Source organism: Trichococcus sp. (assembly GCF_049684335.1).
In the GTDB taxonomy this organism is placed as follows: Bacteria; Bacillota; Bacilli; order Lactobacillales; family Aerococcaceae; genus Trichococcus.
The window spans coordinates 1-20,226 of record NZ_JBAVFV010000054.1 but is presented as its reverse complement, the minus strand read 5'-3'; the positions used below and the strand labels follow the sequence as shown (position 1 = coordinate 20,226).

The 20,226-nt window shown below is 47.3% G+C and carries 17 protein-coding genes; all 17 read right to left on the bottom strand.

The window, feature by feature from the left end:
• Window positions 1-105: 105 nt before the first annotated feature.
• The gene (msrB, locus tag WBM30_RS09915; RefSeq protein WP_086628073.1) at window positions 106-531 is read right to left on the bottom strand and encodes a peptide-methionine (R)-S-oxide reductase MsrB; all 426 of its coding nucleotides are present in this window, start codon (window positions 529-531) and stop codon (window positions 106-108) included.
• A 107-nt stretch (window positions 532-638) separates the two neighbouring features.
• Window positions 639-1,244: a DUF937 domain-containing protein gene (locus WBM30_RS09910; protein ID WP_424900567.1), complete on the bottom strand. Its 606-nt coding sequence runs from the start codon at window positions 1,242-1,244 to the stop codon at window positions 639-641.
• Window positions 1,245-1,318: 74 nt separating this feature from the next.
• Window positions 1,319-3,349: a DNA mismatch repair endonuclease MutL gene (gene mutL / locus WBM30_RS09905; protein WP_424900566.1), complete on the bottom strand. Its 2,031-nt coding sequence runs from the start codon at window positions 3,347-3,349 to the stop codon at window positions 1,319-1,321.
• A gap of 5 nt (window positions 3,350-3,354) precedes the next feature.
• Window positions 3,355-5,949 carry a DNA mismatch repair protein MutS gene (mutS, locus tag WBM30_RS09900; protein ID WP_424900565.1) on the bottom strand — a complete coding sequence of 865 codons (2,595 nt, stop codon included), beginning with the start codon at window positions 5,947-5,949 and terminating at the stop codon, window positions 3,355-3,357.
• Between the two features lie 35 nt (window positions 5,950-5,984).
• Complete coding sequence (locus tag WBM30_RS09895; RefSeq protein WP_424900564.1) at window positions 5,985-6,359, bottom strand: YlbF family regulator; 375 nt, start codon at window positions 6,357-6,359, stop codon at window positions 5,985-5,987.
• On the bottom strand, window positions 6,356-7,162 hold the full coding sequence (locus WBM30_RS09890) for a TIGR00282 family metallophosphoesterase (RefSeq protein ID WP_106448644.1): 807 nt from the start codon (window positions 7,160-7,162) through the stop codon (window positions 6,356-6,358). Before WBM30_RS09890 ends, WBM30_RS09895 begins: the two co-directional genes overlap by 4 nt.
• Window positions 7,163-7,304: 142 nt before the next feature.
• Complete coding sequence (gene rny, locus WBM30_RS09885; protein ID WP_424900563.1) at window positions 7,305-8,864, bottom strand: ribonuclease Y; 1,560 nt, start codon at window positions 8,862-8,864, stop codon at window positions 7,305-7,307.
• A 241-nt stretch (window positions 8,865-9,105) separates the two neighbouring features.
• Complete coding sequence (gene recA / locus WBM30_RS09880) at window positions 9,106-10,176, bottom strand: recombinase RecA (protein WP_424900562.1); 1,071 nt, start codon at window positions 10,174-10,176, stop codon at window positions 9,106-9,108.
• Between the two features lie 108 nt (window positions 10,177-10,284).
• Entirely contained in the window at window positions 10,285-11,538 is a 1,254-nt protein-coding gene (locus WBM30_RS09875; protein WP_424900561.1) for a competence/damage-inducible protein A, read from the bottom strand.
• Window positions 11,539-11,690: 152 nt separating this feature from the next.
• The gene (pgsA, locus tag WBM30_RS09870) at window positions 11,691-12,269 is read right to left on the bottom strand and encodes a CDP-diacylglycerol--glycerol-3-phosphate 3-phosphatidyltransferase (protein WP_424900560.1); all 579 of its coding nucleotides are present in this window, start codon (window positions 12,267-12,269) and stop codon (window positions 11,691-11,693) included.
• A gap of 28 nt (window positions 12,270-12,297) precedes the next feature.
• Complete coding sequence (locus WBM30_RS09865; RefSeq protein ID WP_424900559.1) at window positions 12,298-13,173, bottom strand: helix-turn-helix domain-containing protein; 876 nt, start codon at window positions 13,171-13,173, stop codon at window positions 12,298-12,300.
• A gap of 86 nt (window positions 13,174-13,259) precedes the next feature.
• Window positions 13,260-13,985: an elongation factor P 5-aminopentanone reductase gene (ymfI, locus tag WBM30_RS09860; protein WP_424900558.1), complete on the bottom strand. Its 726-nt coding sequence runs from the start codon at window positions 13,983-13,985 to the stop codon at window positions 13,260-13,262.
• Entirely contained in the window at window positions 13,982-15,283 is a 1,302-nt protein-coding gene (yfmH, locus tag WBM30_RS09855; RefSeq protein WP_424900557.1) for an EF-P 5-aminopentanol modification-associated protein YfmH, read from the bottom strand. The genes ymfI and yfmH overlap by 4 nt, the downstream gene beginning before the upstream one ends.
• On the bottom strand, window positions 15,276-16,544 hold the full coding sequence (yfmF, locus tag WBM30_RS09850; protein WP_424900556.1) for an EF-P 5-aminopentanol modification-associated protein YfmF: 1,269 nt from the start codon (window positions 16,542-16,544) through the stop codon (window positions 15,276-15,278). The genes yfmH and yfmF overlap by 8 nt, the downstream gene beginning before the upstream one ends.
• Before the next feature lie 162 nt (window positions 16,545-16,706).
• On the bottom strand, window positions 16,707-17,666 hold the full coding sequence (locus tag WBM30_RS09845; RefSeq protein WP_424900555.1) for an ABC transporter permease: 960 nt from the start codon (window positions 17,664-17,666) through the stop codon (window positions 16,707-16,709).
• Between the two features lies 1 nt (window position 17,667).
• Window positions 17,668-18,741 (bottom strand): ABC transporter permease, encoded by a 1,074-nt coding sequence (locus WBM30_RS09840; RefSeq protein WP_424900554.1) that lies wholly within the window; start codon window positions 18,739-18,741, stop codon window positions 17,668-17,670.
• A partial coding sequence (locus WBM30_RS09835) for an ABC transporter ATP-binding protein (RefSeq protein WP_424900553.1) occupies window positions 18,734-20,226 on the bottom strand: 1,493 nt, incomplete at its 5' end. The genes WBM30_RS09840 and WBM30_RS09835, both read right to left, overlap by 8 nt.

The window sequence follows — 20,226 nt, the reverse complement described above, 5'->3', positions numbered from 1 at the left end:
GGAAATGACAGCCGTTGCGTCATCTTCTTTGCGGGAACATTCGTTTGGCAGGTGCAAGCAACAAAAAATCCCAGGACCGGTAGCCATGGGACTTTCCTTTGCTGCTTATTCGAATAACTGTTTGTATTCAGAGTAGCCTTCCGCGTCCAATTGGTCGTAAGGAACGAAGCGCATCGCTGCCGAATTGATGCAATAGCGCAGACCGCCCAACTCTGCAGGGCCGTCCTCAAAAACATGCCCCAGGTGGGAGTCGCCTTGAGGGCTGCGGACTTCTGTGCGTTTGCGCATCAGTTTGCGGTCCTCCAGCTCCTTCAGAGTGGAAATCGGTTTTGCAAAAGAAGGCCAACCGCAGCCGGCATCATACTTGTCGGCAGAACTGAACAACGGCTCTCCGCTCACGACATCAACATAGATGCCTTTTTCATAAAAATCATCGTACTCGCCGGAAAAAGGTCTTTCCGTAGCTTCGTTCTGTGTCACTTCATATTGTAAAGGCGTCAAACGCTTCAATTGTTCCTCTTTATTGTCCATATTAGTATCAGACCCCTCTCTTTTCATTGCTCCAGTATATCAAAAAATACAAAAAAGCAGAACAAAAAAGTCTTGTTCCACTTCGCTAGCGCTTAATCGGTTTTGGATCAGAACAGATTCCCCAAAATGCTCCCCAGAATGCCGCCCAATCCACCCGTTGCAGCTGGCGTCGTCGTTCCGGATTGCTTAGGGAAGAGATCGGTGATGTCGAAATTTTTCGTGGCTACTTCTTCAGCTTGTTTGGAGAAGATGTCGGTCTGTTTGGCCACACCGTCGGAATCCAATCCGTCAGCAGCCTTTTTGTCCGCCAGCATGCCCAAAATCATCGGCGCCATGGAAGCCAAAACCTTGGCAACCTCTGATTTACTGATGCCTGTTTGGGCAGCAATCTGATCCACGACCTTATCCTTGTTACCGAAGGCATGATCCAATATTTTATCGCCATCATCCGTATCGGCTTTCTTGACCACATCTTCGATAGAGGATACGTCTTTGGTCTGACCTTTGTGTTTTTCCAATGCATTTGATAAGGAATCTTTTCCTGCTTTTGACTCTGCATTTTTACTTAATGCCCGAAGGATCAAGGGAATTGCAACGACAGCCAGTTTCGGCAAAATGCTTGCATCAACGCCCGTTTTGCTGCCCAAGGCCTGGATCGAACTTTCTTTGTTCAGCTCGCCCATCATTTCGGAAATATCATTGATTTGCACCATTTTTTCCACTCCTATCTCTTATTTAACTATCCTGATTTTACAATAAATAAGCAGAAATAAGAAATGATCCGCTCTCAGTGCGGGTCCTGGATCCTTTTGAACATCTTCTCCATATCCTGATTGGAAAATTGGATCAGCACCGGCCGGCCGTGCGGACAATTGTATGGGTTATCCGTTTTTGAAAGATCAATCAATAATTGTCGCGCTTCATTGTCGCTGATGAAATGATTCGCCTTGATCGAGCGCTTGCAGCTCATCATGATGGCAGTGGCTTCGCGAAGTTTCTTGACGGAGATATCTCCTTCAGTCAAAAACATCTCCACCAGTTCCTTCAGAATGTCTTCCTCCTCACCCGGCGTGAACCAGGCAGGATGCTTTTCGACGATGAAACTGTTTTGGCCGAACGGTTCCAGGAACAGTCCCATTTCTTCCAACACCTCGCGGCTTCCCTGGATCAACTGGAATTCATTCACAGGATAATCCAGCATGATCGGTATCAACAAACCTTGGAGATCGGTGGAAACCTTGCCGATTTCCTCGCGGTAGTATTCATATTTGATGCGTTCTTGGGCAGCGTGCTGATCGATGATGTAGAGGCCATTTTCGTTCTGAGCGAACAGGTAAGTGCCGTGCATCTGGCCAAAAAAGTGCAAATCCGGGAACGGCCGCTTGCTTGCCGATCCCTTCTCTGCCTCGGCTTCGACTTTCTGGACGGTTTTCATGATTGGTTCTTCGTGGGCAGCTGGATTTTTTGGTTCGCCGGACAGGTAAGGCGCGCTTGGTTCATTGCGGTCCTGTTTTGGCTGGCCACTGAATGGAACCACGTAAACATCTTGTTCTTCACTTGGAAGGGGAAGATCTTCACGAGGTTCGGTCTCTGCGGAATCTATAAAGGGCTTTATGTGTCCGTCGTTTTCATTGTGGGCCGGCCGGTTGTCCCATGATGTCTCCAAAGATTGGAAATCCTCATTTTCACTTGTCGCCGGCAGCTTCGTTTCTGTTTCTTGCACTAGCTCTTGATCGTATGAGCGGAAAGAGACGCTCAATTGCTCAGTCCGGATTGGTTCAGCCGGACTTTGGCGTTTGAATTTCAGATTTTCGATGCCGCTCGGGATACGTTCTTCGGTCCGTAAAACAGCAGCGATTGCGTTTTGGATCAGTTCCCCGAGCTCTTTTTCTTTGCTGATTCTGACTTCTTTTTTTGAAGGGTGGACGTTCACATCCAACAACAGGGAATCCGCATCCATCACAATGACAGCGAGCGGATACCTTCCGACCATCAATTTGGAACCATAGCCATCGATGATTGCTTTATTCAAAGTGTAATTTTTTATGAAACGCCCGTTCAGTATCAATGTTATGTAGTTGCGGCTTGCCCGCGTCGTGTCCGGCAAGCTGACGTAGCCCTTCACTTTGAAGTCCAGATTTTCGCTCTCGATCAATTTCATCTTCTTGGCCGTCATCGTCCCATAGACGCCCGCGATGGTCTGGCGCAGATCGCCATTGCCTGCCGTATGCAAGAGTTGGTTCCCCTCATGATGCAAACGGAAAGCGATCTCCGGATGGCTCAAGGCAATCCGGTTCATGATGTCCGTGATGTTCGACAGCTCAGCCTGGAGGGACCGGATGTATTTCAAACGGGCTGGCGTGTTGTAGAACAAGTCTTCGACGATGATCGTGGTCCCTTTCCGCGATTTGTTGGGCCTTTCCTCTCCGATGACACCGCCTTTTATCGACAAGTAAGTGCCGCTTTGCTCGGCGACAGCCGTTTCGATCGAAACTTTGGCAACCGAAGCGATACTGGGCAATGCTTCACCCCGAAATCCCAGTGAATGGATACGGAAAAGATCATCCTGCGTGTAGATTTTGCTGGTCGCATGCCGCGTAAAGGCAAGTTTCACCTCGTCCGCCGCGATGCCGTCGCCGTTGTCTGTGACTTGCACCTTTTTTAATCCCGCCTCTTCGATGAAAACATCAATCTGCGTACTGTTCGCATCGATCGCATTCTCCACCAATTCCTTAACGACCGATGCCGGGCGTTCGATCACTTCCCCGGCAGCAATCTGGTTTGTCAATATTTGGGAAAGCTCCCTGATTTTGGCCATCGTTCTCACCTACTTTTTTGCGATTTCAGCAACTTTTTCCAACTGTCTATCATCAGCATGGCTTGCATCGGTGTGCAATCCTCCAGAGCCAAGTCCGACAATTCATCGAGAATATGCTTCTCGTTCGGATGCATCGCGCTCTCCTGGAACAGCGCCAATTGTTCGATCGTATCATCCGGAACAGGCACGTCCGATCCTGAATGCAGCACATGCTGTTCATTCAATGAATTGAGGATGACCTGCGCCTCTGAAATCAACTCATTCGGCATACCGGCCAGCTTGGCTACATGTAGGCCATAACTTTTGTCTGCTGGTCCCTGCATCAGTTTATGCAGAAACACCAATTCTCCGTCTTTTTCGATTGCCCCGACATGAACATTCTTTGTCCCCGCCAAATCGGCTTCGAGTTGGGTCAATTCATGGTAATGCGTCGAAAACAGCGTTTTGCCTTTGATGGTGCGATCGATGTAACGCAGAATTGCTTCCGCCAAGGCCATGCCGTCATACGTTGCAGTCCCTCTGCCGATTTCGTCGAACAAAATCAGACTCTTATCGGTGGCGAATCGAAGTGCTTGGTTCGTTTCGACCATTTCGACCATGAAAGTGCTCTGCCCGGAATAGAGGTCATCCGCTGCGCCTATGCGGGTGAATATCTGGTCAAAGATAGGCAAATGGGCTTTCTCGGCGGGCACAAAGCAACCCATTTGGGCCAGGATGACAATCAGCGCGACCTGACGCATGTAGGTGCTTTTTCCTGACATGTTCGGCCCGGTGATCAGCAAAATATGGTTGTCCTTGTCCATGGAGATGCTGTTGGGCACAAATTTATCTTTGCCGATGACGCGTTCCACAACCGGATGGCGCCCTTCTTTGATGGACAGATTGCGGTCGCTGTTGCTCAATTCCGGCTTGGAAAAGTGATAGGCTTCGCTGATGTGGGCGAACGACTGAAGGACATCGATCTCCGCCACCAGTTTGGCCAGCGCCTGCAACTGACGGCTGTAACCTTTTATCTCTTCCCGCAAGGCGACGAACAGCTCATGCTCCAATTCGACAGACTTCTCCTCCGCCTCCAAAATAAGCGTCTCTTTCTCCTTCAATGCAGGCGTGACGAAACGTTCCGCATTTGCGAGCGTCTGTTTGCGCTCGTACGTGCCTTCAGGCAGCGCCGCAAGGTTTGACTTTGTCACTTCTATGTAATAGCCAAAAATGCGGTTATAGCCGATTTTCAGCGTTTTGATGCCGGTTTTTTCTCTTTCCTCTTTTTGCAGCATCGCTATCCAAAGTTTCCCGTTGTTCATCGCATCACGGTAGCGATCCAATTGCTCATGGTAACCATCGCGGATAATGTTGCCTTCTGTGATCTGGATTGGCGGATTATCCGTAATCGCCCGCTCGATCAGTTCGATGACATCGGGGTAAGCTTCCAATTTGTCGATGACCCCCTGCCAAACATCCGGTTCGTCGATTGCGGCGATTGCTTGGACCAATCCTGGAATCTGCTGCAGAGAAGTTTTCAGTTGGATCAGATCGCGGCCGTTGACATTTCCGAGCGATACTCTGGCGACCAAACGTTCCAGATCATACACCGATGTCAAGGCGTCGTTGATGTCCATTCGTTCGAAGTAGTGATTGACCAACGATTCTACTTTCCGTTGCCTTTCGAGTATATCGCTCAGGTTGATCAGCGGCTTTTCAAGCCATTGTTTCAGCATGCGCCCGCCCATAGCCGTTTTGGTTTCATCCAGCGTCCACAACAGGCTTCCTTTCTTCTGCTGCGTCCGGATAGATGCACTCAGCTCGAGGTTGCGCCGCGCATAGGTATCCATCTTCAGGAAAGCATCCGTTTGATAGGCGACGGCTTTCTGAAGATGGGAGAGGCTGCGCTTTTGGGTATCCGAAAGATAGCTCAACAACAGGACAAGCACATCCTTTTCAGACTGTTGCGGCAATTCCGCAACCAAATCGTGGAAGTCTGTCTCCGGGATCAACTTTGCCTGAATGGAAACCAGGATACCAAAATGTTTTTCCAATTTTTCCGTCAGCCCATCAGCTGTTTTTGTATCCAAGACGATCTCTTTGAACGGCAAGGTCTGGAGTTCGTTGAATACGGCATCTTCGTTACTCAGGAGGGTGACTTTCAGTTCCCCCGTTCCGATATCGACATATCCCAGCGCGTACCCGCCTGCTTCGACTTGGATGACACTTGCCAAGTAATTATTTGTTTTGCTTTCGCTGCCGTTCTCATTCAGAAATGTTCCGGGCGTAATGACCCGCACGACTTCCCGCCGCACCATGCCTTTTGTTAGCTTGGCATCCTCCATCTGTTCGCAAACGGCGACCTTGTGCCCCATTTCCACGAGTCTTCGGATATATTCCGCCGCTGCGTGATACGGGACCCCGCACATGGGAATCGGTTCGTCGGCATTTTTGTTGCGGCTCGTCAGCGTAATTTCCAGTAATTTTGCAGCCTTCATAGCATCATCATGGAACAATTCATAGAAATCGCCCAAGCGATAAAACAAAAACGCATCCGGATACTGCTCTTTTATGGATAGGTACTGCTCCATCATGGGCGTGTTTTTAGTCTTCTGTGGCATTCTTTCACCTCAATTAATATATCTCTCTTCATTCCTCACGGTTCATCTTTTTCGATAGCGTCATCGACGCCCTGTTGGATGATGCTGATGACATTTTCCAATAGTTCGTTGGCATCCCATAAAGCTTCCCGGTATCGTTGAACCGCTATGCTGTCCTTCAATTGCTTGTTCAGCTCCACTAATTCAGCAGCTGTTTTTTCTGCTGCTGCCGGCTTAGCATAATGTTCAAAAGCCGCAACTTCTTTTTGTTTGCTTTTGATGGTTTCGACCAATTGTTCCAACGCCCGATTGTCTTTTGTGCTTTCTTCGGCCGCTTGATAGCGGACGATCACTTCATTTTTTTTCAGGATTTCGATCAGTCTGTTCAATTCTGCTTCTGCCGGGCCTTCGATAGGCAGTTCTTGGCTCAATAGAATTCCCCTCCAAATGGGCGATCTTCATTTATTACGATGTTCTCGATTTTTACGCACTTGCCGGTTTGATCATTGATTTCAATATAGCAACCGGAAAGTAATTTTCTGCCTTTTTCGGGCACTTCATGCCGAATCGGCATTTGCGTCAGAAACTTCTGGATGATGATCTCTTTTTCGACGCCTAAGATACTGTCGTAAGCCCCGGTCATTCCGGCATCCGTCAGATAGCCTGTCCCTTCCGGCAAAATACGCGCATCATTTGTCTGTACATGCGTATGTGTACCGACCACAGCAGAAACGCGTCCATCCAAATACCAGCCCATTGCTTGTTTTTCGCTGGTCGTTTCGGCGTGGAAATCGACAAAGATGCAATTCGTTTCTTTCCGTACCTGCTCCAGGATTTCATCCGCTTTGCGGAAAGGGTCATCCAGACTGTTCATGAAGACACGTCCGTGCAGGTTCACCACAGCCAATTTCAGTTGGTTCACTTTTATGATCGTAAAACCGATGCCGGGAGTCCCTTCCGGGAAATTAGCCGGACGGATCATCTTGTTGGCAGTTCCGATGAATTCGAATATGTCACGGTTATCCCACGTATGGTTCCCCATGGTGATGACATCAACGCCGGTCTGTAAAAATTCTTTGTAAATTTTTTCCGTTATGCCTCTGCCGCCAGCCGCATTCTCCCCGTTCACGATGGTCACTTGCGGACGGTAATGTTTCTTCAGTTGTGGGAGTGTGTCCTGCAGCATCTGTCTGCCGATTGAACCTACGACATCCCCAATAAATAATACTTTCATCTTCAGCCTCTTCTCTAAATTCTAGTCTTATTATAGTAACATATTTTGTCTGTTTAGATAAGCCGTTGCACCCTTGCCCGTCAGTCGGAATATCCATAAAAAGCAAAAAACGGGACAATAGCATGTCCCGTTTGGTATTTCATTATTTGGCATATTCAATTACTCTTGTTTCGCGTATAACCGTAACCTTGATGTGTCCCGGATAATCTAGTTCTTCTTCGATTTTCTTTCTAATCTCACGAGCTACACGAATAGCTTGAGAATCGTCAAGTTGGTCTGGCTTGACCATGACGCGGATCTCTCTTCCTGCTTGGATAGCAAAACTGCTTGCTACGCCTTCAAAACTGTTTGCAATTCCTTCCAGTTTCTCCAAACGGCGGATGTAGTTTTCCAGAGATTCACTTCTTGCGCCCGGACGAGCAGCAGATAAAGCGTCAGCAGATGCGACCAATACTGATATGATTGAGTTTGCTTCAACATCGCCATGATGTGAGGCAATTGCATTGATGACAACCGGATTTTCTTTGTATTTCTGGGCGATTTCTGCGCCGATTTCAACGTGTGAACCCTCTATTTCATGATCGAGAGCTTTTCCGATGTCATGCAACAGACCTGCACGTTTGGCCAGATTGATGTCCTCGCCTAGTTCCCCAGCCATTACGCCGCAAAGTTTTGCAACCTCGATGCTGTGATTCAGGACATTTTGTCCATAACTAGTGCGGAAATGCAGACGTCCCAAAATTTTAATCAGATCAGGATGCAAAGAATGGATGCCAACTTCAAAAGTTGCTTGTTCGCCGATTTCTCTTATGCGTTCATCCATATCCTTACGGGCTTTCTCAACTGCTTCCTCAATTCTTGCAGGATGGATACGTCCATCTTGAATTAATTTCTCCAAAGCCATTTTTGCAATTTCTCTTCGGATAGGATCAAATCCGCTTAACACGACAGCTTCCGGCGTATCATCGATGATCAGGTCAATACCTGTCAATGTTTCCAAAGTCCGAATGTTTCTTCCTTCGCGGCCAATGATACGGCCTTTCATGTCATCGTTAGGCAATGTAACAACTGAAACTGTTGCTTCCGAAACTAAATCGGCTGCGCTTCTTTGAATCGCCTGCAGGATAATGTTTTTCGCATTACGATCTGCTTCATCTTTCGCTTTTTGGTCAGATTCTCTGATCATAACTGCAATTTCATGCGAAAGTTGATTTTCCGTTTCATCCATGATGATATTTCTTGCATCTTCACGGGATAAGGTAGCGATTCTTTCCAATTCATGTTGTTGCTCTTCCACCAATGCTTGAATGCGATTTTCCTCAGAAACTAAAGCGTTTTGTCTTTTGACAAGATTATCCTCTTTTGACTCGATAGATTGCTCACGTTTTGATAGACTGGTATCTTTTCTATCCAAATTTTCTTCTCTTTGGATCAATCGATTTTCTTGTTTTTGAACCTCACCGCGTCGTTCGCGCAATTCATCTTCTATTTCTGAGCGGTATTTGTGGTTCTCATCCTTCGCCTCTAACATAGCTTCTCTTTTTGTAGTTTCTGCTTCTTTACGAGCATCTTCAAGAATTAGGGAAGCGGTATTTTTGGCACCAGCTATTTCTTTTTCGTGATTCGATTTTCGATATAAATATCCGACAACGACACCAAAAATTAAAGCTATGATAGCGAAGGCTAAAGTCCATATATCCATAGTTTCACCTCCGTATCTATTTAATTTTGTTGTCAAAAAAAATGAATAAAAATTAGTTTTACAATGTGCAGAATGAAACGATGCACATAAATTCATTCTAAACGTAGAATACTGACATGTCAACGATAAAACGGTAACATAACCAAAATACATTTATTCGTGTTTCGATATTGCCCTATTTTACGTTTTTAAAAAAGGAAAGAGACCCGGATTTTGGTCCAGGCCTCTTCAAAAATATTGTTTACTCGTCCAACAGATCTACCGCTTCAACCGGCTCGTCTTTTCCCTTTGCTTTTGCCTCTACCACTTTTTTATCGCCTATGCCATATTCGTCACGGACAAGCTTCTCGATTTCAGCTCTCATCTCTGGGTGCTCAGTCAGGAATTTTTTTGCATTTTCGCGGCCTTGGCCGATGCGTTCCCCTTTGTAGGCATACCAAGCGCCACTCTTGTTGACGATATCCTTCTCTGAAGCCATATCGATGATTTCGCCGACTTGGGAAATGCCTTCCCCGTACATGATATCCACTTCAGCTGTCCTGAATGGCGGCGCAACTTTATTTTTGACTACTTTGATCTTTGTGCGGTTACCCATGATCTCTGTTCCGCTCTTGATCTGTTCCGCTCTTCTTACTTCCAGACGGATAGTAGCGTAAAATTTAAGCGCTCTTCCTCCTGGTGTCGTTTCCGGATTGCCGAACATGATGCCGATTTTCTCACGGACTTGGTTGATGAAGATGGCGATCGTTTTTGTTTTATTGATCGATCCGGACAGTTTCCGTAAAGCTTGGGACATCAGACGTGCTTGCAGACCCATATGGGAGTCTCCCATTTCGCCTTCTATTTCAGCACGCGGAACCAATGCGGCAACCGAGTCGATGACCACAATGTCGACAGCCCCGGATGAAACCAAAGCGTCAGCGATTTCCAGACCTTGCTCGCCTGTATCCGGTTGGGATAGCAATAATTCATCGATATCCACACCTAAAGCTGCAGCATATTTTGGATCCAAAGCATGCTCAGCATCGATGAAGGCAGCAACGCCGCCTTTCTTTTGGACTTCAGCAATCGCATGGAGCGCAACGGTTGTTTTACCTGAAGATTCAGGGCCGTACACTTCGATGATACGGCCTCTCGGATAGCCGCCTACGCCCAACGCAACATCAAGAGCCAACGAACCACTCGGTACAGTGGATATTTGTGTGTCCACTTTTTCGCCAAGCTTCATAACGGAACCTTTACCAAAATTTCTTTCTATCTTTTTCAGAGCCTCATCCAAGGCTTTTTGTCTATTTTCATTTAAATTAGCCATCTATTGTTTCCTCCAAGCTTTCATTTGCATGCATTAACACCACAACGTAATACTATCCTGTTCCGGGCAAAAAAGCAAGATTAAAGTGAACAGATGTTCGTTTTTTTATTATTCAAAACCAGAATCCGACAAATTCCGCCGAATCATATCAAATCCCTGCATCACTGCCTGCTCTCTGTTTCCGAGGCGATTACGGGAAAATCGGAAGCCTCGGACGGCTGTTGGTCCATTTTTTTGGCTTAAGGCAATCCATACAGTCCCGGCTGGCTTGTTCTCCAGTTGATCAGGCCCGGCAACGCCTGTGAAAGAAATGGCCAACTCAGTATCAAACAGTTCGCGCGCACGCTCCGCCATCGCAACCGCGCACTCCGGGCTGACCATTCCATATGTCTCAAGAATGCTCCCAGGAACGCCTAGTACCTTTTGTTTGGCACCTTCTTGGTAAGAAACGATGCCGCCCGCGAAGACCTCGCTGATGCCGGGAACCTTGACAAGCTCAGCTTGAAAAAGCCCTCCAGTCAAGCTTTCAGCCGCGCTGATCGATTTTTTGAACTTCAACAATTTCTTGCCTACAACTTCGGCAAGACTGGACTCGTCGCCGTCACCGTAATGATATTCCCCGACAAGAGCCAATATTTCCGCTTTTTTTTCATCCAATAGCTCACCGCAAATCGCTTCTGTTGCAGCGTTTGCGGTGAGTCTCAAGGTCACTTCATATTTTCCGGCATACGGAGCTATCGTTGGATTGGTCTGATTGCGGATCAGTTCATCCAACACCGTGGTCAAGGTGGATTCACCGATTCCGAAAAATCGGAGCGTCTTCGATGAGATGACTTGCTGATCTTCATACTTGCTGGAAAGGAACGGCTTCACAAATTGCAGAAACATCTGCTCAAGTTCGCTTGGCGGGCCTGGCAGCAGCAAATAACCTTTCCCATCCTTTTCGGTATAGGTGCCGAGCGCTTGTCCGATCGGGTTCGGGAAGACAGTACCGCTCCTGAACACCAAAGCTTGAAGCTCATTGTTTTCCGTCATGCTCCTTCCCGAACGTTCAAACCATTGCCGGATATGCGTCAACCCCACTTCATCCATGACAAGCTCTTCCTCAAGGTGCTCCGCTACGGTTTGTTTGGTCAAATCATCCCGGGTGGGTCCGAGCCCTCCTGTGAAAATCAACAGGTCGCTTCTTGATTCAGCTATTTTGATCACTTCTTTTATTTTTCCCGGATTATCGCCGACAACCGTCTGGAAATACGAGTCTATGCCCAAACCGGTCAGTTCCTTGGCGATGAATGCCGCATCCGAATTCACTATTTGCCCCATCAACAATTCCGTTCCGACTGAAATGATTTCTGCATTCATACTTAATCCCTCACATCTATAGTATTCGCTCAAATAAAACAAAAACTTCAATCACAAAAAAAGATAAAGAAAAAAGAAGGGCACAAAAGAATCGCGTTTCCTTTTGTTCGGGTTGTAACCTGATGCAACCCAGCCCTTCTTATTTATAAAAACTACATGGATCCGACAAAAACATGTTTATTCTTGACGAAATAATCCACTCCTGAGTAGATGGTGAAAACTAAGCAAAGATACAACATGATGTCCGCAACCGGAATGCCGGTTGCCTGAAAAGGAAAATTATCCACGAACAACAAAATGATGGCTACCATTTGCGTCGCCGTTTTGATTTTCCCTGGCCATGCCGCTGCCATGACTTCGCCTTCCTTCACAAGCAACAGGCGCAAGCCTGTGACCGCCAACTCCCGGCTGATGATGATGCTGACGACCCACGACGGAGCCAGACCTTGACCGACAAGTACGATCAAGGCTGTGGCGACAAGCATCTTGTCCGCCAATGGATCAGCAAATTTCCCGAAGTTGGTGACCAACCCGTCCCTTCTGGCGATATAGCCATCCAACCAATCCGTAAAACTGGCGATAGCAAAAATGATGGCTCCGACCAGTTGATTGACGGCAATCTCTGATTGGGCAACCGCAAGCGTCCCCCAATCGAAAGGAACCAAGGTGATAATCATGAACAAGGGAATCATCATAATCCGCAACGCTGTCAATTTATTAGGTAAATTCAACTTCTGCAACTCCTTTAATGTACCCTGCCTATTCCACACCCTTGACGGTAAAGGATAAGGTTTGGGTCTGAATCTCTTGCTGATCGGCTGGCATCGCAACAACTGTCCCATCCAGTTCGATGATCGTTGCCGGCATAACGCCGACTATCACTTCAATCTCACTTGTGTTCAAGGGCAGAGTGATCGTCAACGGGTTTTCAGCGTCTACGATTCCAGAAGGCTCTTGGACGATCCCGTTCACGCTAACGCTGATCCAAGAACTGCCACCTGCCAACGCCGATATTTTCAACTCTGATGGCAACGACAAACTGGTAACATCATATTCCGCATAACCATTGGCAGACGAGAGCAAGTTCACTTGTGCTGTTTGTCCTGCGACAACGGTACTGTCTATCTGATCTGTGCCGCTGGTAACTGTCGCTTGCGATGCCATAGTTGTTTGGCTGATGTTCGATGCCACTTCGATCTGAACCTGCTCATCATCATCGTTCAATGTAGCCTTCCAGACCACAAGTACGATGGCAATTACAGCCACAGCCAACAGAAAAGTAGGCAACTGGCTCTGGACAGAGCCGCCATAATTAAAATTCGTCTTTTTTGAAGCTCTTTTGGAATCGGAGCGACTGGGAGAAAAAGAACCGGATTCTTCCACTTGACTGCTCCCATGTATTTCCGGAATCACACTTGCATGATCCCCCAACAAGCGATCGCCATCCAAGCCTACAGTATCAGCATACTGCTTGATGAAGGCACGCACATAGAAATTGCCCGGCATAATCTCAAAATCGCCTTCTTCTATCGCAATCAAATACCGCTTCTGTATTTTAGTAATCTGTTGCAAATCATCTAATGTGTATCCTTTGGAAAGTCTAGCACTTTTTAGTACTTCCCCAATTTGAACCATTTCTTCACCTGCCTTCACTTGCAAATCCCGAAGTTACCATGGATATTATACCATAAAATTCCTTCATCAGGAGTTCCAATACTGTTTTACCTGAGCCATCCACCAGATACATAAATAGCTTGTCCCGTCATATAGCGACTGTCTTCCTTCAGAAGTTGGGATACCCAGAAACTGATTTCATCCGGTTTCCCCATTCTCCCCAAAGGGATTTCCTCAAGAAGAGCCTCTTTTTCATCATTTTCCAGATGAGCGTTCATTTGCGTATCGATTGCTCCTGGGCAGATGGCATTGACTGTTACCCCAAGCGAGGCCACTTCCTTGCTGTAGGCTTTCACGAAGGCAATCTGCGCCCCTTTGACGGTACTGTAGAGCACTTCGAGCCCACTGCCGACTTCCCCATAGACAGAACTGATGAAGACGATGCGGCCGTTGCGTGAGCGGGCGATTTTGTCCTGTAGCGCTTGGATGATCAGGATAGGCATTTTAACGTGCATTTCCCACAAGACATCCATTTGCAAGGACGTCATATCCTGAAGTAAGCCATATTCGGTCTTGCCATGCGCAAAAACAATCGCTTGGAGCGAGAAAATATGGTCAGCAAGTTTCGCAACACCAGCTTCATCGGTAAAATCCAGACAAAGCGGATAAAATTCCTGTTCGGGATAGTCCGATTGCAGTTCTGCCAGCAACAGATTGATTTTTTCTTGATTGGAATGATAATGCAGGTAAAGCGACCAGCCTGAACCGGCCAAATCCCTTGCGATGGCGGTCCCGATGTCACCGGAGGCCCCCGTCACCAAAGCAGCTTTCATTGCTGTTTTGCTCCCTTCTGGAGAATCACATAGGTGCTCATGCTTTGTTCTTTGAGATATCCTTCCGCAAATTTACGGATGTCCTCCAGACTGGTTTCTTCGATCAGCGGAACAACTTCAAAAAGTTCGGCTCCCGAAAACAGCAAAGTGCTGTAGTGATTTGCGATGTATTCCAGGGAGTTGAAAGCCTGCAACTGTTCTCCAATCATGCTCTTCTTCAGCAAATCAAATTTCTCATTCGTCAGATTAGCATCCGCTTCCCAATCCAAGAGAATCCGCTTCAGCTTTTCTTCCAGCAGTTTCGGTTCTTCCGTATCCGATTCGATCGCCATAAAGTGGAAAGAACGATCCAAATTGAAGGAATAGCCGAAGCTGTCATCAATCAAGCCATCGTCATAAAGCTCAATGAAATGCGTGGAGCTCCGGCCGAAAAGTAATTCCAGCAACAGCGATCCATAGATTTTGTATTTTTCGGCTTGGTTTCCGGTCACGTCGGCATCCAAACCTTTCACCCCAAGCATCACTTTCGGGCGTTGCACATCCATTTCGATTTCTTTGTACGGAATGATGTCCTGGATCGAGGCTGGCGGCAAAGCGCGTTGGATCGGTTTTGCGGGAAGAAATGTCTTGCCGGCTTGGTTTTGTCTGATCGTTTCCATCATTTTGTCGGGAGCGAAATTGCCGATCATCAATATGTTCATATTGGATGGATGGTAGAACGTGTCGTAACAGATTTGGAGCAGTTCCGGCGAAATTGCTTGGATGCTGTCCACTGTTCCGGCTATATCGACGGAAAGCGGATGTCCGGGATAAAGATTACGCAGCAGACCGTAAAAAAGTTGCCATCCCGGATTATCTTCATACATACGGATTTCTTGGGAGATGATGCCCTTTTCCTTTTCAGTGCCTTCTTCCGTGAAATGCGGATCTTGAACGAAGTCAAGCAGGCTGTTTGTATTTTCCGTAATATTATCCGTAGCTGAAAAGAGATAGCTTGTCCGAGTGAAAGAAGTGAAAGCATTCGCTGAAGCGCCATATTTCGCGAAGTCTTCAAAAGCGTCATGATCCTCGCCTTCAAACAACTTATGTTCAAGGAAATGTGCGATGCCATCCGGAATTTTGATTTCCTTGTCTCCGTTTATCGGAACAAACTGGTTGTCGATCGAGCCGAAATCTGTGGTGAAGATGCCATAGGTTTTGGAATACTTATTTTTCGGAATCAAAACTACCTGCAATCCGTTTTCCAATACTTCCGTATAGACTGTTTCGTTCAGTGCCTCATAGTGTACTTTATTCATCTGTAGCCTCGCCTTTCAAGAAAAATATCGCTTGCAAAGTCATTTTTTCCGCGACAGCAATGATCTGTTCTTTCGTCACCGCATTCAAGCCAGCGATCCACTGCTCCTGCGAAAGAGGGTTTTCTATGATGAGGATATCCTGGTACTGTTTCGCCAAACTTCTGCCTTGATAATCATCATTTTGCTTATAGTGGTTAATCAGCATACTTTTTGTTTGAGCAATCAACGCATCCGAGAAATCCCCCGCTTGCATATCCTGCAGTTGAGCCAGAACGATTTTCTCGACCTGCTCCCGTTTATCAAATTCGATGCCGGTGCCGACAGTCATGACCCCGCGCAGAAAGTCCAAGCCGCTTGAAGCCGAGTAAGCCAAACTCTCCTTTTCACGGACATTCTGAAACAATTTTGAATGTGGGAACCCCCCAAAAAGTCCATCAAAAACCAAGCCTGCAAAATAGTACTCATTCATGTAATAGACGGGTGAAGAGAATCCGAAAAACAACTTGCCTTGATTGATGTCCTGAGATTCACTCGAAGCAACGGGTTCCGTGTTCTTTACGCGGAAATAGAATACTTCTTTTTCGGTTTCTTTCCTGTCCGAAAGCTTCTGGGCAGCCAATATATTCAATATCCGTTCTGGCGCTACATCACCTGAAACGAGGATATCCAGCTGATTCGACCCGATCATCTCTTCATAGCATTCAAACAGGTTGCCTGAGGTTATATCCTCAAGGAAACTGGCATCACCGATGCCTTGATAAGCTTGATCCGTCCCCTCGAACAGCACTTGGTTCAAGCGCGTGCGTGCATAGGCTGATTTGTCTTCGATCAGAGATTCGAAATAATTGTTCAGATTTTCCTTTTCCCTCAGAAACGTCTTCTCATGGAACTTGCCGTTCTCGGCATTGGGCCTGAAGATGATTTCTTCCAAAAAAGAGAATGCCTCTTCCAAAAGCGTATCATCACCTCCGATGAATTTATCATTGACGACGGATAGACTCATCGTCACGACATGCTGCTTGCCGAAGCGCTGGGATTGCGTATGCAGCGTCGCACCGTAAAGGCTGGCCATTTTCAGATCCATCTCGTTTTGGCTCGGATACTGCTTGCTGTTCGTTTCAAGCATGTTCTTCACCAAAGAACGTTCCGTTGCAGTTTTGCCGCCGAAACTCGTCCTGAATTTGTACTGGATCAATACGGTTTTGTATTTGTCGGAAGGCTCGATATAAGCCGTAACACCTTGCTTTAATTTATATTCCATCCATTTCACGTCCTGTAAGCTATTTTATATGTCGATAGGGAAAACTATACTCTAGTTCGGGTGTTTTTTCAATTAAGCCATTCCTTGTCCACTCTGATTCCTTGCTTGGACCAAAAAGAAAAGGCTGACTCGTGTTGAGCCAACCCTTCTTGTCGTCAGAGATTACTTTGATTTGATGTAAGTTGTACCGTTAGCGGCTGGGCCTCTGGATTTACCGATAAAACCTACAAGCACAATGATCGTAATGACGTAAGGTGCAATCTGGAGATAGACGGATGGGATATTCTGGATGATCGGAATATAGCTGCCGATGACTCCCAAACTCTGGGCGAACCCGAAGAAGATTGCAGCTCCCATCACTCCGATCGGATTCCACTTGCCGAAAATCATGGCAGCCATTGCGATGAAACCTTGACCGGCAATCGTTGATCCGGAAAAATTCAGGCTGATTGACTGGGAGACGATAGCGCCGCCTACACCGCCTAAAAATCCGGAAATCAACACGCCCGCGTAGCGCATCACGTAGACGTTGATCCCCAATGTATCTGCCGCTTGCGGGTGTTCTCCAACCGAACGCAGACGCAGGCCGAAAGTCGTCTTGAAGATGATGAAGTAGCAGACAAGCGCCGTTGCGATAGCTGCATAGGCTGGAGCTGATGTGTTCGTGAAAAATATCTGACCGATGATCGGAATATCCTTCAATATGGGGAAACTGGTCTTCCCGAAGTTCTGGATGATGAAGGCGGTCTGGCCTTTCCCTTCATATAGAACTTTAGTCAAGAATACCGCCAGCGCCGGAGCAAGCATATTTAGTACGGTTCCGGAAACGATATGATTCGCTCTTAAATTGATTGTGGCGACTGCGTGGAGGATCGAAAAGAAGATGCCGACTGCCCCAGCCACCAACAACGCAACCCAAGGGGTCATTTTGCCCAGATTGTCGGCATAGTTCAGATTAAAGACTATGGCTGAGAAGGCTCCCATGACCATTGTACCTTCCAAGCCCACGTTAACGATACCGCTCCGTTCCGAGAATGTTCCGCCAAGGCCTGTGAAGATCAGCGGCGCAGAATAAATCAAAGCCGAGGATACGATTATCGATAGAATCGCTAGCATGTCCATCTCACGCCACCCCCTTTTTATTGACTTTGGACAGTTTATTGATTAAAAGTCGGATAATATAGCTCGCGCCGACGAAGAAGATGATTGACGCAATCACGATATCGACGATTTCGACCGGTACGCCGGACATAAGCGGCATACTCGTTCCGCCAATTTTCAGCGTACTGAACAGAAGTGCAGCAAACAGGATACCTATAGGACTACCGATACCCAACAAGGCTACTGCCATGCCATCGAATCCGACTGCAGGCATCGCACCTTGAACAAACATATTTTGGAAATTCCCCAAGCCTTCCATTGCGCCTCCCAAACCAGCCAATCCGCCACTGATCAACATGGCCAAAATGATGTTCTTTTTGGCGTTCATCCCTGCGTAATCCGCTGCATCAGGATTCAATCCCACTGAACGGAATTCGAAACCATACGTTGTTTTTTTCATCAGCACCCACACTACCGCAATCATGCTGAGGGAAATGAAGATACCAGCATGCAGTGTCGAATTGTGCGTTACTTCCGATAAAAAGGGCACCCTTAAACTAGCATTTTCTGTGATTCTGGCTGTAGAGTCCCCGGAATCCGTCAAAACATTCCTGACGATGTGGTTGTTGATGTATAAGGCGATATGATTCAACATGATGGTGACAATCACTTCACTTGTATTGAAATAGGCACGCAAGACTCCGGCGATACCCGCCCACAACGCTCCGGCGGCAATACCCGCCAAAATGCATAAAGGCAGCAATACGATTTTTGGCAATTCAGGCAGCATCTGGGCGACACTTACGGATGCCAGCCAGCCAAATAAAGTTTGACCCGCTACACCTATGTTGAAGAAACCGGCTGTGTTGGCTACCGCAAAACCTAATGCGACCAGAATCAAAGGCGTAGCTTCACGCAGTAATTCGCCTATGTAAAACGGCGATCCGAATGCTCCCTTCAGCATTGCTGAATAACCTGCAACGGCATCGTAACCGAAAGACCACATGACGATTGCGCCGATCAACAGCCCTAATATGACTGAAAGTAAAGGGACGATAATCCCCTGGATGCGAGTGGCTCCTTGTTGATTACTCATGAAGGTTTCCCTCCTCTTCCTTGTTTTTTTCCAATTCTTCCCGGGCCTTTTCCAGGGAAGAGCCGGCCATCAGTAAGCCCAGTTCTTGTTCAGAAGTTTCCTCAGGCTTGACGTAGGCCACAATCTCACCTTCAAACATCACGGCGATGATATCGGAGAGATTCAAGATTTCATCCAACTCGAAGCTCATCAGAAGGATCGCCTTGTCTTTATCCCTTTGCTCAATCAAGCGTTTATGGATAAATTCGATTGCTCCCACATCCAATCCTCGGGTCGGTTGGGCTGCAATCAATAACGAAGGATTCCGATCAACTTCACGAGCGATGATTGCTTTTTGCTGATTTCCGCCGGACAACGAACCCGCGGTCGACTTCTCGCTTTGCGTCCGCACATCAAATTCTTTGATCAGTTCGATGGCGTGGTTCTCGATTGCTTTATCGTTCAGGAAGCTGTTTTTGCTGTAAGGTTCCTGATAATAGGTCTGCAGCGCGATATTTTCATCCAAACGCATCGGGAGGATCAGACCGAACTTTTGTCGGTCCTCAGGGATATGCCCCAAGCCTGACTCAGTGATTTTGCGCGGAGCCAAGTTCGTGATGCTTGCGCCGTTCAGCTTGACGGTTCCGCTCTCAACCTTCCGCAAGCCAGTGATGGCTTGGATCAGTTCGCTTTGGCCGTTTCCGTCGATCCCGGCGATTCCGACGATTTCGCCGGCCCGTACCGTAAGATTTAAATTACGCACGGCTTCCAGACCGCGGCTCTCCTTGACCGTCAATCCCTCAACTTCCAACACAGCCTGTTTCGGCTGGGATGGTTTTTTGACTGTGCGGAACAGAACAGAACGCCCCACCATCATATCGGCCAGTTCTTGCTGGGATGTGTGCTTCACGTCAACAGTGCCGATGCTCTTGCCCTTGCGGATTACAGTGCAACGGTCGGCAACGGCTTTGATTTCATCCAATTTATGCGTAATCAGGATGATCGACTTGCCTTCTTTCGTCAATTCCCTCATGATCGACATCAATTCGTCGATTTCTTGGGGTGTCAACACTGCTGTTGGTTCGTCAAAAATGAGAACGTCCGCCCCACGGTACAATGTTTTCAGGATTTCGACCCTTTGTTGCATCCCGACAGTTATGTCTTCGATTTTGGCTGAAGGATTGACTGCCAAACGATATTTATTGGACAGGTCCGCAATCACGTCAGCGGCTGCCTTTTTATTCAAAACGCCGAGTCTGCTCGGCTCACTGCCTAAAATGATGTTCTCCGTAACCGTGAAGTCCTTGACCAGCATAAAATGTTGGTGCACCATTCCGATCCCCAATTTATCGGCAACACCAGGGGAACTGATTTTGACTTCTTGCCCTTTGACCTTAATGGTTCCGCTTGTAGGCTCCAGAAGGCCAGAGAGAATATTCATCAAAGTCGACTTACCCGCGCCATTTTCACCCAACAAAGCGTGAATTTCGCCTTTTTTCAAGCTGA